Source organism: Pseudomonas sp. UF-293 (genome assembly GCF_058245595.1).
Genome location: NZ_JBSICA010000005.1, coordinates 138,013 through 164,420 on the forward strand (window position 1 = coordinate 138,013; position 26,408 = coordinate 164,420).

Genomic DNA, 26,408 nt, shown 5'->3' on the forward strand with positions numbered 1-26,408 from the left:
GCATTTTTGCCGCGCTACTCAGGCTGTAAAGCTTGACGGATTGCGGTTAAGTTGATTAGTAGCGGTAATCTTCACGTGCTTTTGAGAAAAATTCAGCAATGAGCAACGCCAAAGTCAACGATCTCCAGGCCTTTTTGGCCGTGGCGCAGGAGCAGAGCTTCACGAAAGCCGCCGCTCGCCTCGGCGTCACGCCGTCTGCGTTAAGCCATACGGTTCGCGCGCTGGAGCAGCGTCTGGGTATTCGCTTGCTCGCCCGCACCACGCGCAACGTCTCGCCGACCGAAGCGGGTGAACGCTTGGTGCGTTCGATTGCGCCGCTGTTCGAGCAGATCAACGCCGAGCTCGAGGCCCTCGGTGAACTGCGCGACAAGCCCAGCGGCACCCTCCGGATTTCCTGCACGGACGATCAGATCGAATTGTGCATCCGGCCGATGCTCACGAAGTTTTTGCAGGACTATCCGGACATCACCCTGGAGTTTTACGTCGATTACGGATTTACCAATGTGGTCAAGGAGCGCTTCGACGCCGGCATCCGTCTCGGTGAATCGATCAGCAAAGACATGATCGCTGTGCGCATCGGCCCGGACTGGCGCCTGGCAGTGGTCGCCGCGCCCGACTACTTTGCTCGTCACCCGGCACCCACCACGCCCCATCAGTTGACGGAGCACACCTGCATCAACATCCGCCACCAACCGGCCGGCGCGATATACGCGTGGGAGTTTGCGCACAAGGGTCAGGATTTCAGCGTGAAGGTCGATGGGCAACTGGTGTTCAACAGCATCATGCATGTGCTCAATGCCGCTGTGGACGGCATCGGCGTGGCGTATGTGCCCGAGCAATTGGTCGCGCCTTATCTGGCCGACGGGCGACTCGTGGAGGTGCTGGAAGAGTGGTGCCCAACGTTTCAGGGCTATCACCTGTATTACCCGAACAGACGCCAGGGCTCGGCGGCGTTTGCGGCGTTTGTCGAAGCGCTGAAATACAACCGCTGACAAACGCAACTCTTCAATCCAACCCAATCCATGTGGGAGTGGGCTTGCCCGCAAAGGCGCCGGTACATTCAACATCATCATCGCCTGACAGCCCGCTTTCGCGAGCAAGCCCGCTCCCACAATAATCCGGGACAAACCCACAATCTTCAGCGCAACCGAACCCCCTGTGGGAGCGAGCCTGCTCGCGAAGGCGCCGGCACATTCAACACCATCATTGCCTGACACACCGCTTTCGCGAGCAAGCCCGCTCCCACAATAATCCGGAACAAAGCCGCCATCTTCAACGCAACCAAAATCCCTGTGGGAGCGAGCCTGCTCGCGAAGGCGCCGGCACATTCAACACCATCATCGCCTGACACACCGCTTTCGCGAGCAGGCTCGCTCCCACAATGGAACGCATTGATCTTGTGGGAGCGAGCCTGCTCGCGAATAGCCGCCGCAACGCAATCTCAAGCCTTAGAAGCAAGTCTCCATGGTCTCGATAACCGCCAACTGCTCATCCACCAGCAACCCTACCCGCCACTTGTCAAACGTCAGGCACGGATGCGATGTACCAAAGGAAATGATGTCGCCCACCCGCAACTCGACACCCGGCGCCACGGTCATGAACGCATGCTGATCCATCACCGCTGTGACTTTGCAGGCGCCGACATCATCAGCCGCCGCCGGCACCACGCCGGCCTTGTAGCGCAACAACGGCACCGGCAAACCGGCATCGAACGCGACGTCACGCTTGCCCAGAGCAATCACCGCAAAACCCGGCTCCGGCAGCGACTGCACATGGGCCCAGACTTCCAGCGCCGGCCGCAGGCCTTCGTGCAGGTCGCTGCGACGGTCGAGCACGCAGCACTGCGCCTCTTTGTAGATGCCATGGTCGTGCGCCACGTAACTGCCCGGGCGCAACACGCTGAGGAAACGGCCTGCGGCGTTCTGGGTTTCAAAGGATTCGGCGATCAGGTCATACCAGGCCGAACCCGACGCTGTGATGATCGGTTTGGCGATAGCAAAAGCGCCGCTGTCCTGCAACTGCACCGCCAGGCGTACCAGCGACGCGGCGAACTCGCGAATGCCACTGACCGCATGATCGCCGTGGATCACGCCTTCGTAACCTTCGATGCCGGTGAGGGCCAGCGCCGGTTGCGCGTCGATGGCCTTGGCCAGTTCGATGACTTCCTGCTCGCTGCGGCAACCGCAGCGGCCGCCAACCACGCCGTATTCGATCATCACGTTGAGCTTGACCCCACGGGAAGCGAAGTAAGTCCCGAGGTCGGCGACGTTGTCGGGGTGATCGACCATGCAATAGAAATCGAACGCCGGATCAGCGAGCAGATCGGCAATCAGCGCCATGTTCGGCGTGCCGACCAATTGATTGGCCATCAACACCCGGCGTACACCGTGGGCATAAGCGGCGCGGGTCTGGGTAGCGCTGGCGAGGGTGATGCCCCAGGCGCCGGCCTCGAGCTGTCGCTTGAACAGTGCCGGGGTCATGCTGGTTTTGCCGTGGGGCGCCAGTTCGGCGCCGCTGTCGCTGACAAATTTCTGCATCCAGCGAATGTTGTGCTCCAAGGCCGCGCGGTGCAGCACCAGCGCCGGCAGGCTGACGTCGCGGGTCAGTTGCGCGCCGATCACGGCATCGCCTTTTTCCACAGCAGAGTTGATGGCAGTCGTCATGGTCCAATCCTCACAGGCGCGGCCGCAGGCAGCCGCGGTTATTCGTTGATACGCCGGGCGAGGCTGTTGGCGCTCTCGATCAGCACCCGGCGATAGTCGTTGTAATTGTTTTTCGCGTCGGCCCGTGGGGCGACGATGCACAACGTGCAAATGGCCACGCCTTGCGGGTCTTTGACCGGCGCGGCGAAGCAATGGGTGAAGGTGTCGGCGACGCTGTCGAAGGAGAAGAAGCCATCGATACCGGCCTGGCGAATCTCCGCCAGAAAGCGTTCCAGTGGCAGACGTTCGCCGTCGGGCAGGATGTAGTCGTCCTCGTCGATCAGGTCGATGATCTGCTGATCGCTCAAATGCGCGAGCAGCAGGCGCCCGGAGGCCGTCCACGGGATCGGCGCGTTTTCGCCAATATCGGAGGAAATGCGGAAATGCCGTTCGCCCTCCTTCATCAACGCTACCGTGTACTTGCGCCCGTTGAGCAGGCACATCTGCGCGGTTTCGCGGGTCTGGCTGACGATTTCCTGCAGGGCGTGATCGGCCTCGCGGCTGAGGTCGAAATGACGCAGATGCGCCTGGCCGAGGAAGTACAACTGGCGGCCGAGATAGACGTGGCCGTCCTTACCCACCGGCTCGAGAATCCGCCGCTCCAGCAACGATGCGACCAACTCGTAGACCGTGGATTTCGGACTGCCGATGCCGTTGGCGATGTCATTGGGGCGCAAGGGCTGGCCGATTTCCTTGAGAAAATCGAGGATATCGAACGCCCGGTCCAGACCGCGTGCCCGGCGTTTGATGGTGTCTTCGGTCATGTCATTACTCACTCGATATTTCCTGTAGGAGCTGCCGCAGGCTGCGATCTTTTGATCTTGCCTTTCTGGCGCATCCAAAAATGCCAAAAGATCGCAGCCTTCGGCAGCTCCTACAAGAGCCGCGGTGTATCAGGCCTTCTTCTTGTAGGCAATGCAGTCGATCTCGACCTTGCAGTCAACCATCATGCTCGCCTGCACACAGGCCCGCGCCGGGGCGTGTTCGGGCTTGAAATACTCGGCGAAGACCTTGTTGAAGCTACTGAAATCCCGTGGATCGTCCAGCCAGACGCCGGCGCGGACCACGTCTTCAAGGCCATAACCAGCTTCCTCGAGAATGGCGATCAGGTTCTTCATGGTCTGGTGGGTCTGCTCGACGATACCGCCAACGATGATCTCGCCATCCACCGCCGGTACCTGGCCGGACACATGCAGCCAGCCGTCCGCTTCGACAGCGCGGGCGAAGGGACGTGGCTGGCCGCCGGCGGCGGTGCTGCCGGTGCCGTAACGCGTAATGCTCATGGGTGTTTCTCCTGATTGCAAAAGTGCAGATTCAAAACCGCGTGCTCTTGAGAAATTCCGCCAGACGCGGCGATTGCGGGTGTTCGAAAAGTTCCTTGGGAGGCCCCTGCTCTTCGATGCGCCCTTGATTCATGAAAACGATCTTGTCCGACACCTCGAAGGCAAACCGCATTTCGTGGGTCACCAGCAACATGGTCATGCCGTCCTCGGCCAGGCCCTTGATCACGTTGAGTACCTCGCCGACCAGCTCCGGATCGAGGGCCGAGGTGACCTCGTCGAAGAGCATCAGGCTCGGGTTCATCGCAATGGCCCGGGCGATGGCTACGCGCTGTTGCTGACCACCGGACAATTGACCGGGAAAGTGATTGCGTCGCTCCAGCAGGCCGACGCGCTCCAACCATTTTTCGGCGAGTACCACGGCTTCGTCCTTGTGCATTTTCTTCACCTTGAGCAGGCCCAAGGTGACGTTCTGCAACGCGGTCAGGTGCGGAAAGAGATTGAATTGCTGGAACGCCATGCCGGTCATCGCACGATGCCGGGCAATGACCTTTTCCGCATGGCGCACGCGTTTGCCGTTGAGCTCCTCGTAGCCGATGGACTCGCCGTCGAGCAGGATCTGCCCGCCCTGGAATTCTTCGAGCATATTCACGCAACGCAGCAGCGTGGTTTTACCCGAGCCACTGGAGCCGATCAGCGTGACGACGTTGCCGCGCTGCATGCTCAGGTCGACACCCTTGAGCACTTCCACCGCGCCGTACTGTTTATGCAGGCCGCGAATGTCCAGCAATGCCTGATCCTGTGAAGCAACTTGAGCTTGAGTCATGGCAGGGCCACCCGCTTTTCAATGTGCCGGCCGAGTAATTCGATGCCGTAGTTGATGACGAAGAACAGAAAACCGGCGAACAGGTAGAACTCCAGGGTCATGAAGTTCCGGGCGATGATCTGTTGCGTGCTGAGCAGCAATTCGGCGACACCGATCACCGAGAGCAAAGTCGAAGCCTTGACGATTTCGGTGGACGAATTGACCCAGGTCGGCAGGATCTGCCGCAGTGCCTGAGGCAACAGGACGTAGCCGAGGGATTGGTAGAAAGTCAGACCGATGGCTTTGCCCGCCTCCATCTGCCCGCGCGGCAAGGCTTGCAGGGCGCCCCGGACGATTTCGGCGACGTGCGAGCCGCAGAACAGCGTCAGGCCCAGCGCGCCGGCCTGAAACGCGCTGATCTGCCAGCCCAACGCCGGCGCCATATAGAAGCAGGCCAGCACCAGCACGAATACTGGCGTGCCGCGAATCAGATCGACGTAAACGCGGAACGGTGCGCGCATCCAGAATTTGCCATAGGTCAGGACCAGACCGGCAACCACGCCGAGCATGGTGCCGAGCACAATGGCCAGCGCCGAGACCTGCACACTGGTCAGAAAACCCTGCCACAACGGCTCGCGGGCGAGCCACAATTCATGCAACCAACTGGGCGATTGGTACATCGCAGCCTCCTATCGGCGGATCGCCAGACGCTGCTCGAGGTATCGCAGCAGCATGGCAATGAGGTAACAGGCCGCGACATACAACGCCGTGGTCACCAGCCAGGTTTCGATCACCCGGTAGCTTTCGACGTTGATCTTGCGCGCGTAATAGGTCAGCTCGGGCACTGCAATCGCAGCCGCCAGCGAGGTGTCCTTGAACAGCGAAATGAAATTGTTCGACAGCGCCGGCAACACGTTGCGCAGCATCACCGGCACCGTGACGTACGCCTTGACCTGCCATTCGCCGAGGCCGATCGCCAGCCCCGCTTCGCGCTGGCCTTTGGGTATGCTCAGCAAACCACCCCGAAAGACCTCGGTCAGGTACGCGCCGGCATACAGCGACAGCGTGATGATGAACGACGGAATCTTGTCCAGACGAATCCCCAGACTTGGCAAGGCAAAGTAGATCAACAGAATCAACACCAGGATCGGCGTGTTGCGCACCACCGTAACGTACACCGAGGCCAGCACCCGCAAGGCGCGATGCCTGGAAAGCAAGGCAAACGCCATCAGCAGGCCGATCACGCAGCCGATGGCGATCGACACCAGCGCCAGCTGCAAGCCCAGACCGAGCCCCGCCAGCAAGGTGTCGAAATCGCGCCACACGGCGGCAAAGTTCAACTGATAGTTCATGGTCAGCAGCACCTTGAGCGGGGCGACGGCAATCGCCCCACTCTCACGGGATCATTTGAATTCGACTGGGAAACCGATGGCTGGAGATGGCAGATCAACACCGAACCATTGTTTGAACGAGGCGGCGTAGGTCGGGAACTCAACTCCGGTCATGGCTTCATGCAGCGCGGTGTTGACGAAGTTCAGCCAGTCCTGATCGCCACGTTTGACTGCGCAAGCGTAGGTCTGCGGGCTCCAGGCATAGCTCGGGCTGCGGTAACGGCCAGGGTTCTGCACCATCAGGTATTTGACCGACGATTGATCGGTGGCGGCGGCATCGGCGCGGCCGGAGTTCACCGCCTGATACATCAGGTCAACGCTGTCGTACTGGTCGACCTTGGCTTTGGGCAATGCCTGATGTACCAATTCTTCGGCGTAGACGTTCTGCAGCACCGCAACGGTGACGTCATCGCCCGCCGCTTGCAGGTCTTCGATTTCCTTGTATTTGCTGTTGTTCGGCAACAGCAGGCCGACGCCTTCGCGGTAGTACGGCAAGGTGAATGCCACTTGCTGCGCGCGGCTGGCGGTGACGGTGATGAACTGGCAGCTCATGTCGACCTTGTCGGTGAGCAGATTGGGAATCCGTGCATCGGACGACTGCACCACGAACTCGACTTTGCTCGGATCGTTGAACAGCCCCTTGGCCACCATCCTGGCGATGTCGATATCAAAACCCTGCAACTTGCCATCCGCGCCCTGAAAGTGCCACGGCGCATTGGTGCTGCCGGTGCCCACGATCAACTTGCCACGGGCCAGAACACTGTCGAGCTTGCTGTCGGCAGCCTGGGCAACGCCCATGACCGAGGAAGAAGCCGCAAGAACAAAAACACACGCTTTGAACAACGAAGGACGGCGATGCATGGCAAGCACTCCAGAATTGTGTTTATTCCGCTATACCGGAACACGGTTTGTTACTACGGAATAGACAGCAGAAAGTGTGCCACAGGAATCAGGAGAAATCTGTAGTCGCGGTGAATGCTTTGGTAATCAAGGAGATATGGATTTGCGGACTAACTGATTGGTCCGACCCAGCACGCAGGAAGTTTCCTGCGATCACTGATGAAGGGGTGATTCGTTCCCAACTTGGGTCAGATGGCGTCGTCATGGTGCGAATCAGGGTTACAGTTGAGCAATACCTGTGTCAGCGTTTGAGTGCCTGCCTGTACACATCACCACCCTGCCGTTTCCCGGTCGCTATCACCGTAACGGCCAGTACCTCGTCCCTGACCCGATAGACCAACCGATATCCAGCGCTTCGAAGCTTGATTTCATGGGCGTTACTCAATCCTTTCAGACGAGCCGCCGGAACGTGCGGATTTGCCAGCCTTTTTAATCTCGTGGCTGCGGAGGCCACCTGTAATTTCTGACAGTAGACCGCGACGCCCCAACTCCTCTAACGTCAAGGAGCCTACTCGCTCGTTGAAAAGGACCCTTCGATGAACGCCTCAAACACAACCCCCACGCTGGCCCCGGTTTACCGCAAAGCCCTGAAAACCTGGCGCCCGGTCATTCTGTATTTCGCCAATGATCACTGCCCCGCCTGCGAATGGGCCGGCCTATCTTTCGGCGGATTGCCGAGCCTTACCGACTGCGCGCCAACATTTACATGCTCGACACCAGCCAATCGCCTCGCCATCCGAACGTGACCGGCACGCCTACAGCGCTGTTCTACAAAAATGGCAGGCTGCTCAAAAAACTCAAAGGTATTGGCACTGAAGAAACCCTTGCACGGGATTTCGCGGTGCATATCGGCAAGACCAAAGCGCCCGTTGCCGCGCGCAAACGAACGCATGACCGGCCTTGGCTGCGTCAGACACTTCGTACTTTGCGTACCGTTCCACGTGGACGCCTGTGCCGGATGTTCTGAACGAGCCTCACCAGAGCTGTGAAGTGCCTGCCAAATCACCTTCGCGAGCAGGCTCGCTCGCACATTGAACCGCGTTGCAATATGGGAACGAGGCTGCTCGCGAAAAGGCCGGCACAGCTTGTAGAAAACGCACGGATTACGCGGCAGCGCGCTCCAGCAACACCCGCGTCACCCGCCGCTCTTCCACCACTTTGACGGTCAGTTGCCAGCCTTCGTATTCGAGCCGATCGCCGGTCATCGGCAAGCGATCCAGCAGGCTCATGACCAACCCGGCCATGGTCTGATAATCCTCGGTCGGCTCAGCATCGAAGCCAGTACGCTGGCGAACGCGAGCCAGGGGCAGCGCGCCGCTGACCAGAAAGCCGCCGCGCTCTTCGACCACGTCCGGGCCTTCGATTTCGCTGGCGTCGGGTAACTCGCCGGCGATCGATTCGAGGATGTCGGTCATGGTCAGTACCCCGACGAAATCGCCGAACTCATTGACCACAAAAGCGATGTGCGTCGATGCCGCGCGCATTTGCTCCAGCGCATTGAGGATCGAATAACTGTCGAGCAGATTGATCGTCTTGCGTGCCAGATGCTCAAGACTCGGCTCGTTGCCGGCCAGATATTCCTTGAGCAGTTCCTTCTTGTGTACGAAGCCCAGCGGCTCATCCACCGCACCATTGCGAATCAACGGCAAGCGCGAGTAAGACGAATGCATCAACTTCGTGCGAATGGTTTCGGCTTCGTCGCCGAGGTCGATCAGATCGACATCGGCGCGCACCGTCATCAGGTTACGAATCGGCCGCTCCGCCAGTTGCAGCACGCCGCTGATCATCACCCGCTCACGACGATCGAACAGCTCGGCAATCGGCGCTTCACCGTTGTCGAGCAAATCGGAGATCTCCTCGCCGACCTCCTCCACCGCCAGCTTGCGCCCGCCGAGCAAGCGCATCACCGCATGCGCGGTGCGCTCGCGCATGGGTCGCAAGCCCTGCATCGAACGTTTGCGCCGTGCCCGGGCGATCTGGTTGAACACCTCGATGAGGATGGAGAAACCGATGGCCGCGTACAGATAACCTTTCGGGATGTGGAAGCCCAGGCCTTCTGCAGTCAGGGCAAAGCCGATCATCATCAGGAAGCCCAGACACAGCATGATCACGGTCGGGTGCGCGTTGACGAAACGGGTCAGAGGTTTGCTGGCGACGATCATCAGGCCGATGGAAATGATCACGGCGATCATCATCACCGCCAGCTCATCGACCATACCCACGGCGGTGATCACCGCGTCGAGAGAGAACACCGCATCGAGCACCACGATTTGCGCCACGATCGGCCAGAACAGCGCGTAGGCGGCATTGGTCGAGCGCTCACCGACATGGCCTTCGAGGCGTTCATGCAGCTCCATCGTCGCCTTGAACAACAGGAACACACCACCAAACAACATGATCAGATCACGCCCGGAGAAACTCTTGTCGAACACCTCGAACAACGGCTGCGTGAGCGTGACCAGCCAGGAGATGCTCGCCAACAGGCCCAGGCGCATGAGCAAGGCGAGCGACAGGCCGATGATGCGCGCGCGATCACGCTGATGCGGCGGCAGCTTGTCGGCAAGAATTGCGATGAACACCAGGTTGTCGATACCCAGCACCAATTCCAGCACGATCAGAGTCAACAGGCCTAACCAGGCCGTGGGATCCGCTAACCATTCCATAAAACGTCTCGATCTCTCTTCAGTGAATTCAGGCTGCCGGACACGGCGAAGTGCAACGCGAAGGCTCAAGAGCCGCGTTATCAACCATAGTCGGGAGTCGGAAGACGGGATGCTGCGAATGAATCAAGACCGCGCGAAGGCGTGCTGGAGAATGTTGACTGGGAGGCTCCGAGAGGGTGTCCATGTAAATCCTGAATGAAAAATGGCCTTGGAGCGTACAAGGTCGACGGGGCTGTTCCCCAGCGGCAAATCATTTCAAAATTTGTATGAATGAACTCAACCGGAGATTTTCAGCGCTGCTGAAGAAGCCTTCGCGAGCAGGCTCGCTCCCCCAGGGTTTGAGCGGCGCGGCGGATTTCAGCGTAAACCCGGCTCATCGATATGCTGATACTGCGCCTGCAGCGCGGTCGCCAGATCTTTCGCTCGGCCCAGTCGAATCGGCCCGCGCTCGATGTCGATGAGCAATCCGGGGCACGCCAGCACGGGCAACCCCGACACGTCTTTCAGGCGACCATCGGTCACGATCAGGCAACGCTGCAATTCGGCGGGAAAGCGCTTGCGCCGCACTGTCAGCCACTGCTGCGCCTGCGCCAGCGCCGCGAGCAACGGCGTACCGCCACCGGCACCGAGACCATCGAGCCAGACACTCAGGCCGCTTGAGGCCTTCAATCCTTGCACCTGCCACTTCGGTGCAGTACCACTGGCCGTCAGCAGAGCCAGCCGCGCCCGCTGGCGGTAAGCGTCGTCGAACAGTTGCGCGAGCAGACCCTTGGCATCGCTCAAGGCCTGATGGCGGCGGGTCGATGCCGACGCGTCGACGATCACCAGCCAGATCTCATGGGGTGAGCGGGTGCGCTGTTGAAACAATAGATCAGCGCGGCTGCGAGGGCGACCATTGAGCAGCGTGCCCGGCCAGTTTACCGAACCGCTGCTGGCGCTCTGCCGTTGGCCCTGGCGGCCATTGTCGAGTTGTCCGGCGCGGGAACTGGCATTCGCCCCCGCCTCGGATCGGGGGCGAATGCCTAGGGCTTTTTTGCCAGCGGCGGCCAGCTCGGAACTTCGCGGCGAGCACCGGTGGCTTGCGCCGTCGCCGGCAACTCGCCCCATTGGCCCTGCCCTTCGCTGGGTTTGCTCTCTGCACCTGACGGCGCTGACGCAGACGATTCTGCCTGGGTCGAGGGTTGCTCGCGACGGCGATGGCGCAAGGCAAATTCGGCCACCGCGTCGATATCCTCTTGCGCAATCGCATCCGCCCCACGCCACGCCGCATGGGCGCGAGCTGCGCGCAACCACACCAGATCGGCGCGCAAGCCATCGACGCCAGCGGCGAAGCAACGCTCGGTAATCAGCGCCAAAGCCGCATCATCCAGCGGGATGGCTGCCAAGCGCTCGCGGGCGTTTTCACAACGCGAACGCAACATCTGCTGCTGGCTTTCCCATTGCGCGCAGAACCCTTGTGGATCACTGTCGAAATCCAGCCGCCGGCGAATGATCTGTCCGCGCTCGGCAGGCGCGGTATGCCCGCTGAGGGCGACATTCAAACCGAAACGGTCAAGCAGCTGCGGCCGCAATTCGCCCTCTTCCGGGTTCATGGTACCGATCAGGACAAACCTCGCCGAATGCCGGTGGGAAATGCCGTCACGCTCGATCAGGTTGGTGCCGCTGGCGGCGACATCGAGCAGCAGGTCCACCAAGTGATCGGGCAGCAGATTGACTTCATCGACGTAGAGCACGCCGCCATCAGCCTTGGCCAATACTCCGGGGGAGAATTGTGCGCGACCGTTGCTCAGGGCAGCGTCGAGATCGAGGGTGCCGACCAAGCGCTCTTCAGTAGCGCCCAACGGCAAAGTCACGAACTGGCCACTGGCGAGCAGATCCGCCAGGCCCCGTGCCAACGTCGACTTGGCCATGCCGCGCGGCCCTTCGATCAGCACGCCACCGATTTTCGGGTCGATGGCAGTCAGGCACAGGGCGAGCTTCAAGTCATCAGCGCCGACCACGGCGGAGAGCGGGAAATGCGGGGTGTCGATCATGGGTTTCTCTTTCGTGGTCGTGGATGGTCATCACGTTGTGGTGTGTCAGTTGTTGCCCTCACCCTAGCCCTCTCGCAGAGGGAGAGGACTGGGGTGAGGGTAGCTTTTTAGCGGCTACATATCTTCCTCGATATCCAACAGCAGATTCTCCAGCGCCTCTTTATAAGCCCCCGGCTCCTGCCACATCCCGCGCTGCTGCGCTTCGAGCATGCGTTCGGTCATGTCACGCAACGCATGGGGATTATGCTCACGGACAAAATCCCGGGTCGCTGGATCCAGCAAATAGGCATCTGCCAGCAACGCGTACTGATGATCATCGATCAACTGTGTAGTCGCATCGAAAGCGAACAGATTATCTACCGTCGCGGCCAGTTCGAACGCGCCTTTGTAGCCGTGACGCTTAACCCCGTCGATCCACTTAGGGTTGGCCGCGCGCGAGCGCACCACGCGGTTCAGCTCTTCTTTCAGGGTACGAATCTTCGGCAGATCCGGCTGGCTGTGATCGCCGTGATAGCTGGCCGCCGCCTCGCCTCGCAGGCTCTCCACCGCCGCCAGCATGCCGCCCTGGAACTGGTAATAATCATTGGAATCGAGCAGGTCATGCTCGCGATTGTCCTGGTTTTGCAGCACTGCCTGCACCTGGCTCAGGCGCTGACTGAATTGCTCGCGGGCGGCCGTACCTTCGTCAGTGCCGCCATAGGCGTAGGCGCCCCAGTTCAGGTAGACCTCCGCGAGGTCTTCGCGGGTTTGCCACAGGCGCCCGTCGATAGCGCCTTGCACCCCGGCGCCGTACGCCCCCGGTTTGGCGCCGAAGATGCGCCACCCGGCCTGACGCCGCGCGGTGTCCTCATCGGCGCCCGATTGCAGCAGCGCTTCACGTTCAGCGCGCACTTTGGCGGCCAGCGGGTTCAAGTCGTCCGGCTCGTCCAGCGCGGCCACTGCTTGCACGGCGGCGTCGAACAGGCGGATCAGATTGGCAAAGGCATCACGAAAAAACCCCGAAACCCGCAGTGTCACGTCAACACGCGGGCGATCGAGCAGACTCAGCGGCAGAATTTCGAAATCATCCACGCGCTGACTGCCCGTGGCCCAGACCGGACGCACGCCCATCAGCGCCATGGCCTGGGCGATGTCATCGCCACCGGTGCGCATGGTTGCGGTGCCCCACACCGACAAGCCCAACTGGCGCAAGTGATCGCCATGATCCTGCAAGTGTCGTTCGAGAATCAGCGTTGCCGACTGGAATCCGATGCGCCACGCGGTAGTTGTCGGCAGGTTGCGTACATCGACCGAGTAGAAGTTGCGCCCGGTGGGCAGCACATCAAGGCGGCCACGGCTGGGCGCGCCGCTGGGGCCGGCGGGGACGAAACGACCGTTCAAGGCGTCGAGCAGACCGCGCATTTCGGCCGGCCCGCAGGCGTCGAGACGTGGAGCGACGACTTCGCGCAGATGATCGAGTATCGAATCAACCTCAGCCCAACCCGGCCCTTGTGGGAGCGAGCCTGCTCGCGAACTCGGTGTGTCATTCAACAATAATTTACCTGACGCACCGCTTTCGCGAGCAGGCTCGCTCCCACAGGGGACATTCAGTGCTTGGGAAATCAGGTCTGCGGCAAACAATTCGAGGCGCTCGCGGGTGTCGCCGGCGGTGCGCCAGACTTCTTCGCTGACGGCCTGCAACTCGGTCGGCCGCGGGCCATTCCAAGGATCTGCCAACGCACAATCCAGGGGGTCGAAGCCCAACTCAAACGCCTTGGCCAACGCTCGCAACAAGCTCGACTGCGCGCCCTTGCCGTCACCGCGCGGGATGCGCAGCAACGCCAGCAACGTGTCGATGCGCAAGCGCCCGCTCGGCGATTCGCCGAAGATGTGCAACCCATCGCGAATCTGCGATTCCTTCAGATCGCAGAGATAAGTGTCCAGACGCGGCAACCAGATCGCCGCATCGGCATCGCTGTCCAGCGCGGCATCCAGTTGCAATTCGCGGTCGATCTGCGTGTCACGCACCAGTTGCAGAATGTCGCGCTGCAACTCACGGGCGCGGCGTGGATCGAGCAGTTGCGCCTCGTAATACTCGTCGGCGAGCAACTCCAGATTGCGCAGTGGCCCATAGGTTTCGGCGCGGGTCAGTGGCGGCATCAGGTGGTCGATGATCACCGCTTGCGTGCGCCGTTTGGCCTGGGCGCCCTCGCCCGGGTCGTTGACGATGAACGGATAGATATTCGGCAGCGGCCCGAGCAGCGCGTCCGGCCAGCAATTCTCCGAAAGGCCAACGCCTTTGCCCGGCAGCCATTCGAGATTGCCGTGCTTGCCGACGTGGATCACGCCGTGCGCGCCGTAGGTGTTGCGCAACCAGAAATAGAACGCCAGATAGCCGTGCGGCGGGACCAGATCCGGGTCGTGATACACCGCGCTCGGATCGACCTGATAACCCCGGGCCGGCTGAATGCCGACAAAGGTCAGACCCAAACGCAGACCGGCGATCATCAAGCGACCGTCGCGGCACATCGGATCGTTGTGTGGCGCCCCCCAACGCTCTTGCACCGCGACACGATTTGCCTCCGGCAGCGCGTTGAACATTGCCAGATAATCGTCCATCGCCAGGCTCTGCTGACAGGGGCGCAGATCGAGGCTGTCGAGGTCGTTGCTGACGCCGCCGAGCAGTTGCTGGATCAGCTCGGTGCCGCTATCGGGCAACTCAGCGGTGATCGGATAACCCTCGTCGCGCAGAGCACGCAGGATGTTCAGCGCCGCCGCCGGCGTATCGAGACCAACACCGTTGCCGATACGGCCGTCGCGAGTCGGGTAGTTGGCGAGGATCAGCGCGATGCGTTTTTCGCCATTGGGCACACGCGCCAGAGCGATCCAGCGCCGCGCCAGTTCGGCGACGAAATCCATGCGTTCGGGCTGGGCGCGATAGCAGACCACATCGGACTGACTGCGCTCGCTGCGCCAGGCCAGATCCTTGAAGCTGATCGGTCGGCTGATGATGCGCCCGTCAAGTTCCGGCAAGGCAATGTGCATCGCCAGATCGCGCGGCCCCAGGCCCTGTTCGCTGTCGCGCCAGCCGGGCTCATTGTCTTGGGCGCAGATGGCTTGAATCACCGGAATGTTGCGGCGGAACGGGCGCAGATGCGGCGCTTCGGGGCTGGACTGAGCGAAACCGGTAGTGTTGAGGATCACCCCCGCTTCGACCTCGTCAAGCCAATCCTCGACCGCCGACAGGCAACCGGCTTCTTTCAGACTCGCCACCGCGATCGGCAGCGGATTGAGTCCGGCCGCCTGCAAACGCTGACAGAACACATCGATGAAAGCGGTGTTCGCCGCTTGCAAATGCGAGCGATAAAACAACAGCGCCGCCACCGATTGAGCGGGTCGCCATTCGGTTTGCCAATCGCTCAGGGCTGCGCTGGTTTTCTGTGGGTGATAAATCGCCGTGCGCGGCAGGGTGTGCGGTTCGCTCCACGGGTAATCGCGGGCGAACCATTGGTTGCCCAGGCAACGGAAGAAATCCAGCGCGTTGCCCATGCCGCCTTGACGCAGAAATTGCCAGAGTCGATCGCGCACTTCGGCGCTGACTGTGCTCAAGTCGCTGAGCTCGGGGTCCGGGCGGTCATCGCCGGGCACCAGGATCAGCTGTACGCCGCGCTCCGACAACTCGACCAGCCGCTCGACGCCGTAGCGCCAATAGGCAATGCCGCCATGCAGCGAGATCAGAATGACCTTGGCGTGGCGCAGCACTTCGTCGACATACAGGTCGACCGAGGCATGATTCTGCACCTGCATCGGGTTGGCCAGACGCAGGCTCGGATAATCATCGGGCAGTTGCTGCGCAGCCTCGGCGAGCAGCGCCAGGCTGGAATCGCCGCTGCACAGGATCACCAGCTCGGCGGGGGTTTGTCCGAGGTCGGCAATGTTGTCGTCCGAGACGAATCCGCCAGGCTGGGTCCTGAGCAGGTGCATGGCTTAAACGCTGAGCGCAGCGCGCAATTGCGCTTCGAGCTGTGCCGCATCAAGCTCCTGACCGATCAGCACCAGGCGCGTGACGCGCGCTTCCTCGGCACCCCACTGGCGGTCGAAATGCTTGTCGAAACGTGTCCCGACGCCTTGGATCAGCAGGCGCATTGGTTTGCTCGGGATAGCGGCGAAACCTTTGACGCGCAGGATGCCGTGCTGCACCACCAGTTGCGTCAGAGCATCGAGCAGCAGGCTTTCATCGGCTTGCGGCAGTTCGATGGAGATCGAGTCGAAGGCGTCATGATCGTGATCGTCGTCATCACCGTCGTGATGGTGATCGTGGTGACTGTGGCGGCTGTCGATGTGCTCCTCGGAGCCGGCACCGAGACCGATCAGCACGTCCAGCGGCAGGCGGCCGTTGCTGGCCTCGATGATTTTCACCGCTGGCGGCAGCTCTTCGGCGACTTCAGCGCGTACCCGAGCGAGATCTTCCGGGCTGGTCTGGTCGGCTTTGTTGAGGATGACCAGGTCAGCACTGGCCAGTTGATCGGCGAACAATTCGTGCAGCGGCGACTCGTGGTCGAGGTTCGGATCGAGTTTGCGCTGGGCATCGACCTGATCCGGGAACGCGGCGAACGTACCAGCAGCAACAGCCGGGCTGTCGACCACGGTGATGACAGCGTCGACGGTGCAGGCGCTGCGAATTTCCGGCCACTGGAAGGCTTGCACCAACGGCTTGGGCAGAGCCAGACCGGAGGTTTCGATAAGGATGTGATCAAGGTCACCGCGACGGGCGACCAGTTCGCGCATTACCGGGAAGAATTCTTCCTGCACCGTGCAGCACAGGCAGCCGTTGGCCAGCTCATAAACGCGGCCACTGGCCTCTTCTTCGGTGCAGCCGATGGTGCATTGCTTGAGGATTTCACCGTCGATGCCGAGCTCGCCGAACTCGTTGACGATCACCGCGATACGCCGGCCCTGAGCGTTGTCGAGCATGTGCCGCAGCAGCGTGGTTTTGCCCGAACCGAGGAAACCGGTGACGATGGTGACGGGGAGTTTGGCCAGTGTTTTCATCGGTATGCCCTTTGGCAAGCGGCGGGCATACGGGACGAGAACCGGCAGCGCGCGTGCACGCCGGAAGCATTCGCCACCGGATCACCCCGCCCGGTTGTAGTGAGAATCTGTGACGAGGCAGGTCTCCTGGCTGACGGCGTTCAGGCGCGGGGCCTGGCGTTCGCTGCGCCTTCCCGCTGCTCATCGGTTGAGCTGGCAGTGGCGTGGCAACGAACATCACCGTTCACAGTTGCGGGGGCAGCCGCGGCTTCGACCGCGTTCCCTTCTTAGCTTCGGCAAGTGCCGAAGAACCTCGAAAGCGCAAGGCTACGCATGCCCGGGGGGCGGGTCAACATCTGCAACGATCTCGTTATATGGAGATGAACTTTCATATATATACGTCGAACCGCCCTCAGTTACTTGTAAGTTATTTCCTACATACATAAATACACACACTAATAACTCAATCACGCTAAAGCCTGAACCAGAGCCATTAATCCAACGAATTACATTTCTTTACAAAAACAAAATTGATAAATCGAAACAAGATATGAACTATAAATATTCATACGGATTATGAATCACACATAAAAGGATTTTCGGCATGCCTGATTTTCGTCAGCGTTCAATCCTGTTTTTTCATACCCACTCTGTCAGCGAGCCAGCACCATGAGTGCTGGCAACGCATTACGGCAATCAGACGCAGCCGTATTAAAACAACTTTCCGAATTACTGGTTAATTGCCACTACGCGCACAGTTACGATTATCCATCGGCCGAACTTGCATCGCTTGGCCAAACAGAGTTCCGCAATTTCAATGCAACCTGGGAGCGTTTGTGCGCAGATACGTATTTGAGCGTGCAGCACGGTAGCCGCGAGAGGCGCATCTGCAAATTCGAATATCGCCACCGCGAAGGCAAGTGGGCGCCGCTGCCCGATTGCCACTTCTTTCAGACCGAAGCGCACAACCCGCTACTGGGCGGCGTCCAGCGCACCTACCAGCGCAGCGAAGCGACGTTCATCGAGTCCGCAGTGTTGCGCTCGTTGCTGGCCGCCGATCTGGCACTCATGGAGTTGACGGTCGGGCGGCGCGACTGGCTGGTGACCTGCCACCAGTTCCGCATTCTCTGCGATCCAGGCACTGACGGGCACGCCACGCCTGAGGGCCGGCATCGTGATGGGCATGACTTTGTTTTTCAACACCTGATCGATCGCCAGCATGTCATCGGCGGCGAAAGCCGGGTATTTCATGACGAACGCGGCTGTGTGTTCAGCGCAACGCTTACGGACTATCTGGAAACTATCGTCCTGAATGACCGAATACTTACGCACGAAGTTTCTGCCTTGCAAACATCAGGCATTCATTCCGATCGCGGCAGCCGCGACATGTTGATTATCGACTTCGACCTGGCGGACTACTAATGAATCATTCAAATCATGCACTTCCCATTGCCATGCCTGGCACACATGATTTTATTCTGAAGCAGTTCCAGCAAGCCTGGTCCAGACGAACTTGCACTTTGTCATTGACGGCCAATGAAAACGTCTTGTCGGATACTGCGCGAACGCTCGGGCAAAACCGCCACTACGAGCGCTATCTGTTCAATGCCAAGGCCATTGAAGGGCAGCGCTACGCCGCCGAATTCAACGGTATGCAGGTCGAACATTTTCCTGAAGTCGAAACATTGAAGGCGTTGGCAAAGCAAGCCGCGCAGGCAATGTTCAACGCGCCATTTGTCGAATACCGCGTGCTATCCGGCGTCCATTGCACCTTGAGCGTATTGGCTGCCCTGACTGAACCAGGGGCCACCATTGTGTCGCTGGCCCCCGAGAGTGGCGGGCATTTCGCCACTGGCCCACTGGTACGACGAATCGGCAGGCACAGCGTTTATTGCCGGATGACAACAGACGGGCAAATCGATCTGGCGTATTTCGAGCAGGTCGTTCGGTCACTCGCTGCGCCTCCTTCGGCAGTGCTGCTCGATCATGGCCTGACCATCCGCGCCATCGCTATCAAGCCGTTGCGCGCGTTACTCGACCGCTGCGGCCTCGAGCACACCCTGATTCTTTATGACGCCTCACACACCTTGGGACTGATCGCAGGTCAGGCATTCCCGAATCCGCTCGACGAAGGTGCCGACATCCTGCAAGGCAATACCCACAAATCCATGGCCGGTCCGCACCGGGCGCTGATCGTCACGCGCCGCGCCGATCTGGCGCGGTCGATCGAGCAAACGCTCAGCGGCGGGCTGGTGTCATCGCCGAATCTGCCCGGTTTGCTGCAACTGTTCGTCACCCTCATCGAAACCGAGTGTTTCGGCCAGGCCTACGCCCGGCGCATGTGTGCCAATAGCCAGCAACTGCACGACGCGCTGGCCGACATGCCAGGCTGGAGACTGCACCCCACCGACACCCACTTGCTGCTGCTCGAAGGTGAACAGGCCAGGCAAGCGGCGCAGCAGCTCAATGAGCTGGGCATCCGAGTCAACAACAAGCAAGTGAACGGTCGCGACTGCCTGCGCTTCGGGCTTCAGGAAATCACTCGTCTGGGCATCACCACAGAGGATCTCGAGGCATTGGCGCAAATCATCCGTAACGTCCTGAACCGTGGTGCGAATGGCATCGACCGCATCCGCCTGGCACATATTTGCCAGCGTTTGAATCAGGTTCATTACAGCTTCGACCGGGAGAGTCGCCAATGAGCGCGCCAGCCTGCCTGATTCTGGGCAACGTCCGTGATGGCGAGTACGAGGGCCTGCTGGCCGAGGGCATCAAACCACTGCTGATTGCCGACAGCCGCGTAACCAGCAAGATTGCCGACGCGAAGCGGATTTCGCCGGTCGCGCTGTACGACTTTTCCAAAGGACTGACGGCCGAACTGGTCGAACTGACGCAACAGTTGCTGCACGAGCACCGCTTCACCAGCGTGCTGAACTTCCGTGAAAGCTACGTCGCAACCACGGCCCGGCTGTGCACGGCGATTCCGGCACTGGCTCATTTGCACCGCAACGTCGAAAACACGCTGGACAAGCTCCTGCAGCGTCAACGCTTTCAGCAATCGGTCAACCCTGATCTGCACGTGATGTCGCGCGAGGTACGCATCGACGATCTGCTGGCGCGCCCCGCCGAGCTGCCCTACCCGTTCATTCTCAAACCGGCCAGCCTTTACAGCAGTCTGTTTGTGCGCTGCATTCATGACCAACGGGATCTGTTCGACTATGCCAGCCACGAATGGCCACTGCTGCAGCGTTATGTCGCCGGCAAGGACCGCGAGAGCGATCAACTGCTGCTGGAAGAATTCCTTCACGGCTCCAACCACTCCATTGACTGCGCGATCGAACCTGACGGCACGACCCACAGTTTTGCAATCGTCGACGTCATCGCTGGCGTCGATATCGGTCGCGCAGACTTCCACCACTTTGCCCGTTACACACCCTCGACGCTTGCAGCCGATGCGGATCTGCACGAGCGCTGCCAGCGTCTGGCCCACGATGCCGTCAAAGCGCTTGAGCTCAAGGGCACCTTTGCCCATGTCGAATTCATTCTCACCGCCAACGGCCCCAGAATCCTTGAAGTCGGTGCACGCCCGGGAGGCAGCCGGATTCACGTCATCCGGCAAGCCTGGGGCGTGGCGCTGGACGTCTGCTACCACCGGGCGCTCAGCGCACAAACGCTGCCGTCGGCCAGTGACACGCCTACACCGTTCGGCATCGCCACACCCTTCGCCCGCTCTGACCGTCTCTTTGATGGGGTGTACGACGCCGAACGTCTGACCGATGTGCCGGGTTTTCAGCGCTGGTATGCCTACGTGAATCCGGGAGATGCCATCGGCCCGGTCAGCCACGGCTTTCAAAACTATCTCTACGTCGAATTCAAACAGCCCGACACGGCAAGCTTGCGTCAATCACTGCTGGCGGTCGCCGACATCGATGTCTACGGCGAAAACGCTACTGCAACCAATACCAGGCATGTTCTGGTAATCGGCGGGCGCGATTCAGGACTGGATTGGGACACTGCGCGCCAGCTGCGCTTTACCCTTGTGCAACAGCCGACGGCGGTCACGGACTACCAGCGTCAACATGCCACCCTGGTGCTGACGACGGACATCGCCGATCTGTCGGCCTACAGCGAAACCATTGCGCGGCTGCACCGGCAGCGCCCCTTCGACGCCGTTGTATCGTTCTCGGAACTGGGTCTGTTGCCCGCCTCGCAACTGGGGCAAAAGCTGGGCATCAGCCACAACAACGTGCGCAGCGTCGAAGTCAGCCGCGACAAATTGCGCTTCCGCCAGTTGCTCCAGGGCAGCCGCTACGAACTGCCGGCAGACGCGGTCAGCAGCGTTGAACAAGTTCGCGCCTTCGTCCTTCGCCACGGCCCGGCCATTGTCAAACCCGTCGATGGCTCAGGCAGCCTGGGCGTCTACGCCATCGACACGCCGGAAGATGCCGAGCGTCTGCCGCTTGCAGGCAACAATCTGATCGAAGCGTTCGCCCGGGGTGACGAATACAGTGTCGAGTCCCTGAGCCTGGACGGACACCATCAGATTCTCGGTATCACCCGCAAACACACCAGCGGCGCGCCGGGCTACGTTGAGACCGGACATGATTTTCCCGCCGCGCTCGACAGCTCCAGTCGCGCCCGGATCGAAGAGGCAGTGCTGTGGCTGCTCGAGCGCATGGGCAATCGTTGGGGGCCGGCGCATACCGAGATCAAGCTCGACGGTTCACGCCTGCATTTCATCGAAACCCAGACCCGCTTCGGCGGTGACCAGATCTGGGAAATGGTCTGGAAAACCACCGGCGTGCATCTCGCCGCCAGCACGATCGCCGGCATGACCGGCATTGCGCTGCCGACGCCCGCAAAACAGTTTGTGAAAATGGCCATCCGCTACATCGAAGCGGACCCGGCAACCGATCCGCAGCCACTCAAGGCAAGCCTGCTGCGACAACCATTCGCCTTGCGGGCAAGCCTCAATCACGAGAAGTTCGGCCACCCCATCCACCGCTCCGCCGATCGCCACGGCTACGTATTGCTCGCCTGCTGTGAAGCGGATGACCCGGTGCTTTTCAACGCGGCGATTTCCAACCCACCTTTCAATACCCAAGGACAGGTGCAATGAGCAGAGACGAAACGCTGTACCACATCGATGGACCGATCAGCCCTGACTTTCCGCTGATCTCGTTTTCAACCAATGTGTACGACAATCCCGCAGACATCCTTGGCTCGATCACTGATCTGGCCCGGCACTTCAAGGCAGTGGAGTTTGAAATCGGCGAGGACGCCGAACAGGTGTTCTGGTCTCTCGACACCGGGCAGCGCGCTGAACTTGCCCGGCAGATTCACCACTTCATCCAGCACAAAGGCATCACGCTGACAGTGCATGCCGGGTGGTGGGGGCGACAGTACAACCTGTGCTCTGCGGATCAGGCCGAGCGTGCCCAGGCCGTCGACTGCCTGAGCGCAGCCGTGGAGTTCTCGCGCGCGGCCGGTGCGACCAGCGTGACTTTTCATCCCGGTTACAAGGATCATCTGGAAAACGCTGAATTGCTCGACAACCTCATCGCGTCCATTAATCAGGTCAAGGCGCGTTGCAACACGACGGGCATCGCTTTGTGTTTGGAAAACATGGGTGGCCAGCGTCCGAAGTTCCCGGTTTTCACAGTCGAGGAACACTTGCGTTTCCATCGCGAGACCGGTTGCTTCGTGACCATCGACGTAACGCACCTCTGCTCGCTGATGCCCTACGGCGAAGATTTGTTCGCAGCCATCGCCACTTTGGCACCGGTGACCCGCCATCTGCACATTGCCGACCTCAACGACACGCACCACCAACATCTGCCAATCGGCGAAGGCAATCTGCGCTTGAGCGACGTGCTCAATCGCTTCGCGGTCAATGGCTATCGAGGCGTGGCGGTGGTGGAGGAATTCATTCCGCGCTTTTCCACCGAGTATTACCTGGAGAAGGCGCTGGCCTACAAACAAGGCGTAGAGACCTTGCTTGCCGACGCGCGACAGAACACCCATGCCGGCTGAATCCAGTCTGGCGAAAGCTGGATCACAGAGCGAGATAGCGACGGGCATCCGCGACGCGCTGCCCTTCGTGTTCTCGCTGTTGCTGACGTTCACACTGATCGGCATGCTCGGGCGCCGTCATGGTCTGGAATTGCCGGCGATGGTGGTGTTCAGCGGCACGGTGATGGCCTCGCCGTTGCAACTGACGCTGCTGGAGACGCCCGCGCACCTGCTCAATGCCTTTGGCGTGCTGGTCTCGGCGCTGAGTATCAACCTGCGTTTTCTGGTATTCACTCTGAGCCTGAAATCCAGCCTCGACGGCCCGGTCAAAGCGTTCATCCCGGCGCTGGCGGTGATGGCCAATGCAGCCTTCACGCTGATGTCGATTCGCAAGGAGCAGCAATCGATCAGCCGTCCGTACGCCAACACTGTGTGTTTTTTGCTGTATGGCGCCGCTCTGCTTGGCACCATGGCCGGCTACTGCTTCGCCAGCCTGGCCGACAATGCCTTGATGGATCACGCCAACGTGGTGATCGCGATCTTTCTCAGCGCTTCGCTGGGCAAGATGGCCCGCGACCGTCAGAGCTTCCACGGCCAATGGATTGCCGGCCTGGCCAGCGTTGCAAGCTTGTTATGGCTCGGCGAAATCAGCCTGCTGCTGGTGCTCGCCGTCACGGTACTGACGAGTTATGCCTATGACCGACCCTAGTACGTTCTGGCTGTACGTGTCGATTTGCGCGCTGGTGTCGGCAATCTGTCGTTTGCTGCCCCTGGCGGTCGACGTCGAACGGCTGTCCGGCGGTGCGCGCACGTTCATTGACCGACTGGGCAAATACACCTCGGTGGCGATGCTGGTGAGTTTGCTGGCGGCAGCGCTCTATCCCTTGGCCAGCCAGCACGCAGAGAACCTGCCGTGGATGGCGCCAGTGGTGCTGGCCTGGCTGCTGAGCCTGACGCCACTCAAGTCCTACTACGCGTTTCTGATCGCTTTGGCGCTCTACGTGCTGCTCGTAATGCGCTAGCGGTCGATTGACGACAATCGCCGCCCATGTTCTCCTGCACACCTTGTTACGGGTGCCCTTCACAGGGTGAAACGGGAAACCGGTGAATCATGTGCTTTACTCAAAGCCATGTCAGTCCGGTGCTGCCCCCGCAACGGTAAGCGAGCGAAGCGTCAAATCCACTGTGCCCCGGCATGGGAAGGTGACGCTTGCAGGTCGGCGACAAGCCAGCCCCTCGCAAGCCCGGAGACCGGCCCGCAACATCCAGCGCGCACCAGCGCCGCTGACCACAAACAAACCCGCGGTGGGCGGGCGCTGTTCGAAATCCCTGCGTGCCCGGCTCGCGGGGTTTTTCATGCGCTCTGTTTACCCGCTGACATTTCAGAGGGAAGCGCTATGTCGATCATCAGCAATACCGTCAGCCACACTGACCACATCTCCAGCAGCACCACCCTGGGCCAGCGCGTAGCTGCCGCCCTCTTCGCCTCGATCCTCGGTGCCAGCCTGGTCTGGTTCGCCGGTTTCTCGCACATCGAAGCGGTGCACAACGCCGCCCACGATACGCGCCACAGTGCCGCGTTCCCGTGCCACTGAGGCCTGCCGACATGATCAAGCGTATCGCGCAAACCGCAGGATTCACCGGCTTGCTGGCCGCCCTGCTCCTGACTTTGCTGCAGAGTTTTTGGGTCTCGCCACTGATTCTTCAGGCCGAAACGTTCGAGAAATCCGAACCGGTCGCGCAAGTCCACGAACATGCTGCTGGCACTGCCGCCCACAGCCACGATGGCGAAGCCTGGGAGCCGGAAGACGGCTGGCAGCGCGTGGTCTCGACCACTGGCGGTAATCTGGTGGTGGCGGTGGGTTTCGCCTTGATGCTCGCCGGCCTGTACACCCTGCGCGCGCCGACCAAGACCTCGCAAGGCCTGCTCTGGGGTCTGGCCGGTTATGCCACGTTCGTTCTCGCACCGACGCTGGGGCTGCCACCTGAATTGCCGGGCACTGCGGCTGCTGATCTGGCTTCTCGGCAGATCTGGTGGATCGGCACTGCCGCTTCGACCGCTGTCGGTCTGGCGTTGATCGCCTTCAGCCGCCACTGGCTGATGAAGCTTCTCGGCGTGGCGATTCTCGCCGTGCCGCATGTGATCGGCGCACCACAACCGCAGGTGCATTCCATGCTCGCGCCAGAGGCACTGGAAACCCAGTTCAAAATCGCTTCGCAGTTGACCAACGTCGCGTTCTGGCTGGCCTTGGGCCTGATCAGTGCGTGGTTGTTCCGCCGCAAAAGCGCAGGCCAATATCAGGCATGACCGATGACCGCGCAGCGCCGACCCTCGTGGTCGGCCTCGGCTGCCAGCGCGGCTGCCCGGCCAGTACGTTGCGCGCGTTACTCGATCAGGCGTTGCAGGCGCATCGCATTGAACTGCGAGCAGTCAGGGCTTTGGCCAGTATCGATCTCAAACGCGACGAACCGGGTCTGCTGGAACTGGCCACACAACTGAACCTGCCACTGCAGTATTTCAACAGTGCCGAGCTGGCGCCCTATCAACAGCGTCTCAGCCATCAATCGCAGATCGCCTTTGAGCGCACCGGCTGCTACGGCGTGGCGGAAAGCGCCGCGCTGGCGCTGGCCGAGCAACTGATTCAGGCACCGGTGAAACTGCTGATACCCCGGCAGAAATATGCGCAGGCCACGCTGGCCTTGGCTGGCGCCGGTTAAAATCCCGATAATCCCCGCCATCGATCATGAGCACACTTCATCTGAGGTGCGGCTGCGCTTCTTACCAAGGATTCAACGATGACCGTCTACTTCATCGGCGCCGGCCCCGGCGACCCCGAACTCATCACTGTCAAAGGCCAGCGCCTGATTCGCAACTGCCCGGTGATTATCTACGCCGGTTCGCTGGTGCCGACGGCGGTTCTGGAAGGTCACCAAGCCGAAATCGTGGTCAACAGCGCTGAGCTGCACCTTGAGCAGATCATCGATTTGATCAGGAGCGCCCATGCCAAAGGCCAGGATGTGGCCCGTGTGCACTCCGGAGATCCAAGTCTGTACGGAGCGATTGGTGAGCAGATTCGCTATTTGCGTGAGCTGGGCATTCCTTTCGAGATCATTCCCGGCGTGACGGCTACAGCGGCATGCGCAGCGCTGCTCGGCGCCGAGTTGACCTTGCCGGACATCTCGCAAAGCGTGATTTTGACCCGTTACGCCGACAAGACCGCGATGCCGGCCGGCGAAGAACTGGCCAGTCTGGCGCAGCACCGCGCGACCATGGCGATCCACTTGGGGGTCAATCATCTGGAGAAGATTCTGTCTGAACTGCTGCCGCACTACGGCGCGGATTGCCCGATTGCCGTTATTCACCGCGCGACATGGCCGGATCAGGATTGGGTGGTTGGTACGTTGGCGGACATTGCCGACAAGGTCGAGGCCAAAGGCTTTCGACGTACGGCGTTGATTCTGGTCGGGCGGGTGCTGGGCAGTGAGGTGTTCAGCGAGTCTTCGCTGTATCGCGCCGGGCATGCACATCTTTATCGCCCTTGAAGGCGCTTTGGCGAGCAGGCTCGCTCACACATCGGATTGCATTTCTTTGTGGGAGCGAGCCTGCTCGCG

23 protein-coding genes, 1 pseudogene and 2 riboswitches are annotated in these 26,408 nt (G+C 60.6%); of the genes and pseudogenes, 12 read left to right on the plus strand and 12 right to left on the minus strand.

All coding sequences use genetic code 11. The features are described 5' to 3' along the window. The first annotated feature begins 98 nt into the window (after positions 1-98). The gene (locus tag AC4IHP_RS08510; protein ID WP_490831452.1) at positions 99-992 is read left to right on the plus strand and encodes a LysR family transcriptional regulator; all 894 of its coding nucleotides are present in this window, start codon (positions 99-101) and stop codon (positions 990-992) included. Positions 993-1,448: 456 nt separating this feature from the next. On the opposite strand, the gene AC4IHP_RS08515 is transcribed toward AC4IHP_RS08510, so the two are convergent. The 7 genes from AC4IHP_RS08515 to AC4IHP_RS08545 form a co-directional block, all read right to left on the minus strand. Further along, positions 1,449-2,663, minus strand: coding sequence for an amino acid deaminase (locus tag AC4IHP_RS08515; RefSeq protein WP_490831453.1), 1,215 nt, complete (start codon positions 2,661-2,663; stop codon positions 1,449-1,451). Positions 2,664-2,701: 38 nt separating this feature from the next. Continuing rightward, on the minus strand, positions 2,702-3,466 hold the full coding sequence (locus AC4IHP_RS08520; protein WP_415762646.1) for an IclR family transcriptional regulator: 765 nt from the start codon (positions 3,464-3,466) through the stop codon (positions 2,702-2,704). 129 nt (positions 3,467-3,595) lie between these two features. After that, positions 3,596-3,985: a RidA family protein gene (locus AC4IHP_RS08525; RefSeq protein ID WP_016774497.1), complete on the minus strand. Its 390-nt coding sequence runs from the start codon at positions 3,983-3,985 to the stop codon at positions 3,596-3,598. A gap of 31 nt (positions 3,986-4,016) precedes the next feature. Further along, positions 4,017-4,808 carry an amino acid ABC transporter ATP-binding protein gene (locus AC4IHP_RS08530; protein WP_490831454.1) on the minus strand — a complete coding sequence of 264 codons (792 nt, stop codon included), beginning with the start codon at positions 4,806-4,808 and terminating at the stop codon, positions 4,017-4,019. Further along, positions 4,805-5,467, minus strand: a complete 663-nt coding sequence (locus AC4IHP_RS08535) for an amino acid ABC transporter permease (protein ID WP_065617203.1) — start codon at positions 5,465-5,467, stop codon at positions 4,805-4,807. The genes AC4IHP_RS08530 and AC4IHP_RS08535 overlap by 4 nt, the downstream gene beginning before the upstream one ends. Positions 5,468-5,476: 9 nt before the next feature. Beyond that, the gene (locus AC4IHP_RS08540; RefSeq protein WP_126362776.1) at positions 5,477-6,139 is read right to left on the minus strand and encodes an amino acid ABC transporter permease; all 663 of its coding nucleotides are present in this window, start codon (positions 6,137-6,139) and stop codon (positions 5,477-5,479) included. 51 nt (positions 6,140-6,190) lie between these two features. Next, positions 6,191-7,039, minus strand: coding sequence for a transporter substrate-binding protein (locus AC4IHP_RS08545; RefSeq protein ID WP_490831455.1), 849 nt, complete (start codon positions 7,037-7,039; stop codon positions 6,191-6,193). A gap of 575 nt (positions 7,040-7,614) precedes the next feature. On the opposite strand from AC4IHP_RS08545, the pseudogene AC4IHP_RS08550 reads away from it, so the two are divergent. Further along, positions 7,615-8,045 (plus strand): annotated as a pseudogene (locus tag AC4IHP_RS08550) (thioredoxin family protein). A gap of 136 nt (positions 8,046-8,181) precedes the next feature. On the opposite strand, the gene AC4IHP_RS08555 reads toward AC4IHP_RS08550, so the two are convergent. The 5 genes from AC4IHP_RS08555 to cobW all read right to left on the minus strand — a co-directional run bounded on the left by AC4IHP_RS08555 (position 8,182) and on the right by cobW (position 16,805). Further along, entirely contained in the window at positions 8,182-9,741 is a 1,560-nt protein-coding gene (locus AC4IHP_RS08555; protein ID WP_490831456.1) for a TerC family protein, read from the minus strand. A gap of 357 nt (positions 9,742-10,098) precedes the next feature. Next, complete coding sequence (locus tag AC4IHP_RS08560) at positions 10,099-10,848, minus strand: vWA domain-containing protein (RefSeq protein WP_490831457.1); 750 nt, start codon at positions 10,846-10,848, stop codon at positions 10,099-10,101. After that, positions 10,764-11,774, minus strand: coding sequence for a magnesium chelatase ATPase subunit I (locus AC4IHP_RS08565; protein WP_490831458.1), 1,011 nt, complete (start codon positions 11,772-11,774; stop codon positions 10,764-10,766). The genes AC4IHP_RS08560 and AC4IHP_RS08565 overlap by 85 nt, the downstream gene beginning before the upstream one ends. A gap of 114 nt (positions 11,775-11,888) precedes the next feature. Beyond that, positions 11,889-15,737, minus strand: coding sequence for a cobaltochelatase subunit CobN (gene cobN / locus AC4IHP_RS08570; RefSeq protein ID WP_490831459.1), 3,849 nt, complete (start codon positions 15,735-15,737; stop codon positions 11,889-11,891). Positions 15,738-15,740: 3 nt separating this feature from the next. Continuing rightward, positions 15,741-16,805 carry a cobalamin biosynthesis protein CobW gene (cobW, locus tag AC4IHP_RS08575; RefSeq protein ID WP_490831460.1) on the minus strand — a complete coding sequence of 355 codons (1,065 nt, stop codon included), beginning with the start codon at positions 16,803-16,805 and terminating at the stop codon, positions 15,741-15,743. A gap of 99 nt (positions 16,806-16,904) precedes the next feature. Then, positions 16,905-17,115, minus strand: a riboswitch (cobalamin riboswitch). A 338-nt stretch (positions 17,116-17,453) separates the two neighbouring features. Here cobW and AC4IHP_RS08580 point away from each other — a divergent pair. The 10 genes from AC4IHP_RS08580 to cobM all read left to right on the plus strand — a co-directional run bounded on the left by AC4IHP_RS08580 (position 17,454) and on the right by cobM (position 26,339). Then, entirely contained in the window at positions 17,454-18,206 is a 753-nt protein-coding gene (locus AC4IHP_RS08580) for a 2OG-Fe dioxygenase family protein (RefSeq protein ID WP_490831461.1), read from the plus strand. A 32-nt stretch (positions 18,207-18,238) separates the two neighbouring features. After that, positions 18,239-19,486, plus strand: coding sequence for a PLP-dependent aminotransferase family protein (locus AC4IHP_RS08585; protein ID WP_490831504.1), 1,248 nt, complete (start codon positions 18,239-18,241; stop codon positions 19,484-19,486). Beyond that, positions 19,483-21,903 (plus strand): ATP-grasp domain-containing protein, encoded by a 2,421-nt coding sequence (locus AC4IHP_RS08590; protein WP_490831462.1) that lies wholly within the window; start codon positions 19,483-19,485, stop codon positions 21,901-21,903. The genes AC4IHP_RS08585 and AC4IHP_RS08590 overlap by 4 nt, the downstream gene beginning before the upstream one ends. Next, on the plus strand, positions 21,900-22,817 hold the full coding sequence (locus tag AC4IHP_RS08595) for a sugar phosphate isomerase/epimerase family protein (RefSeq protein WP_460118790.1): 918 nt from the start codon (positions 21,900-21,902) through the stop codon (positions 22,815-22,817). Before AC4IHP_RS08590 ends, AC4IHP_RS08595 begins: the two co-directional genes overlap by 4 nt. Beyond that, positions 22,807-23,505, plus strand: a complete 699-nt coding sequence (locus tag AC4IHP_RS08600; protein ID WP_490831463.1) for an AzlC family ABC transporter permease — start codon at positions 22,807-22,809, stop codon at positions 23,503-23,505. Before AC4IHP_RS08595 ends, AC4IHP_RS08600 begins: the two co-directional genes overlap by 11 nt. Further along, positions 23,492-23,818 (plus strand): hypothetical protein, encoded by a 327-nt coding sequence (locus AC4IHP_RS08605; RefSeq protein ID WP_460118786.1) that lies wholly within the window; start codon positions 23,492-23,494, stop codon positions 23,816-23,818. The genes AC4IHP_RS08600 and AC4IHP_RS08605 overlap by 14 nt, the downstream gene beginning before the upstream one ends. A 33-nt stretch (positions 23,819-23,851) precedes the next feature. Beyond that, positions 23,852-24,070: riboswitch (cobalamin riboswitch) on the plus strand. A gap of 123 nt (positions 24,071-24,193) precedes the next feature. After that, complete coding sequence (locus AC4IHP_RS08610; RefSeq protein ID WP_016774486.1) at positions 24,194-24,391, plus strand: CbtB domain-containing protein; 198 nt, start codon at positions 24,194-24,196, stop codon at positions 24,389-24,391. A gap of 11 nt (positions 24,392-24,402) precedes the next feature. Continuing rightward, positions 24,403-25,104: a CbtA family protein gene (locus tag AC4IHP_RS08615; RefSeq protein WP_095179739.1), complete on the plus strand. Its 702-nt coding sequence runs from the start codon at positions 24,403-24,405 to the stop codon at positions 25,102-25,104. Continuing rightward, complete coding sequence (locus AC4IHP_RS08620; protein WP_460118784.1) at positions 25,101-25,514, plus strand: cobalamin biosynthesis protein; 414 nt, start codon at positions 25,101-25,103, stop codon at positions 25,512-25,514. The genes AC4IHP_RS08615 and AC4IHP_RS08620 overlap by 4 nt, the downstream gene beginning before the upstream one ends. 78 nt (positions 25,515-25,592) lie before the next feature. Further along, positions 25,593-26,339, plus strand: coding sequence for a precorrin-4 C(11)-methyltransferase (cobM, locus tag AC4IHP_RS08625; protein WP_460118782.1), 747 nt, complete (start codon positions 25,593-25,595; stop codon positions 26,337-26,339). Positions 26,340-26,408: the final 69 nt, after the last annotated feature.

Coding starts and splice junctions, on each gene's coding strand:
- cobM (WP_460118782.1), top strand. CDS start 25,593: ATGACCGTCTACTTCATCGGCGCCGGCCCCGGCGACCCCGAACTCATC.
- AC4IHP_RS08605 (WP_460118786.1), top strand. CDS start 23,492: ATGACCGACCCTAGTACGTTCTGGCTGTACGTGTCGATTTGCGCGCTG.
- AC4IHP_RS08530 (WP_490831454.1), bottom strand. CDS start 4,808: ATGACTCAAGCTCAAGTTGCTTCACAGGATCAGGCATTGCTGGACATT.
- cobN (WP_490831459.1), bottom strand. CDS start 15,737: ATGCACCTGCTCAGGACCCAGCCTGGCGGATTCGTCTCGGACGACAAC.
- AC4IHP_RS08560 (WP_490831457.1), bottom strand. CDS start 10,848: ATGGGGCGAGTTGCCGGCGACGGCGCAAGCCACCGGTGCTCGCCGCGA.
- AC4IHP_RS08580 (WP_490831461.1), top strand. CDS start 17,454: ATGAGTGCTGGCAACGCATTACGGCAATCAGACGCAGCCGTATTAAAA.
- cobW (WP_490831460.1), bottom strand. CDS start 16,805: ATGAAAACACTGGCCAAACTCCCCGTCACCATCGTCACCGGTTTCCTC.
- AC4IHP_RS08520 (WP_415762646.1), bottom strand. CDS start 3,466: ATGACCGAAGACACCATCAAACGCCGGGCACGCGGTCTGGACCGGGCG.
- AC4IHP_RS08515 (WP_490831453.1), bottom strand. CDS start 2,663: ATGACGACTGCCATCAACTCTGCTGTGGAAAAAGGCGATGCCGTGATC.
- AC4IHP_RS08590 (WP_490831462.1), top strand. CDS start 19,483: ATGAGCGCGCCAGCCTGCCTGATTCTGGGCAACGTCCGTGATGGCGAG.
- AC4IHP_RS08545 (WP_490831455.1), bottom strand. CDS start 7,039: ATGCATCGCCGTCCTTCGTTGTTCAAAGCGTGTGTTTTTGTTCTTGCG.
- AC4IHP_RS08595 (WP_460118790.1), top strand. CDS start 21,900: ATGAGCAGAGACGAAACGCTGTACCACATCGATGGACCGATCAGCCCT.
- AC4IHP_RS08555 (WP_490831456.1), bottom strand. CDS start 9,741: ATGGAATGGTTAGCGGATCCCACGGCCTGGTTAGGCCTGTTGACTCTG.
- AC4IHP_RS08620 (WP_460118784.1), top strand. CDS start 25,101: ATGACCGATGACCGCGCAGCGCCGACCCTCGTGGTCGGCCTCGGCTGC.
- AC4IHP_RS08565 (WP_490831458.1), bottom strand. CDS start 11,774: ATGATCGACACCCCGCATTTCCCGCTCTCCGCCGTGGTCGGCGCTGAT.
- AC4IHP_RS08525 (WP_016774497.1), bottom strand. CDS start 3,985: ATGAGCATTACGCGTTACGGCACCGGCAGCACCGCCGCCGGCGGCCAG.
- AC4IHP_RS08535 (WP_065617203.1), bottom strand. CDS start 5,467: ATGTACCAATCGCCCAGTTGGTTGCATGAATTGTGGCTCGCCCGCGAG.
- AC4IHP_RS08610 (WP_016774486.1), top strand. CDS start 24,194: ATGTCGATCATCAGCAATACCGTCAGCCACACTGACCACATCTCCAGC.
- AC4IHP_RS08615 (WP_095179739.1), top strand. CDS start 24,403: ATGATCAAGCGTATCGCGCAAACCGCAGGATTCACCGGCTTGCTGGCC.
- AC4IHP_RS08540 (WP_126362776.1), bottom strand. CDS start 6,139: ATGAACTATCAGTTGAACTTTGCCGCCGTGTGGCGCGATTTCGACACC.
- AC4IHP_RS08600 (WP_490831463.1), top strand. CDS start 22,807: ATGCCGGCTGAATCCAGTCTGGCGAAAGCTGGATCACAGAGCGAGATA.
- AC4IHP_RS08510 (WP_490831452.1), top strand. CDS start 99: ATGAGCAACGCCAAAGTCAACGATCTCCAGGCCTTTTTGGCCGTGGCG.
- AC4IHP_RS08585 (WP_490831504.1), top strand. CDS start 18,239: ATGCCTGGCACACATGATTTTATTCTGAAGCAGTTCCAGCAAGCCTGG.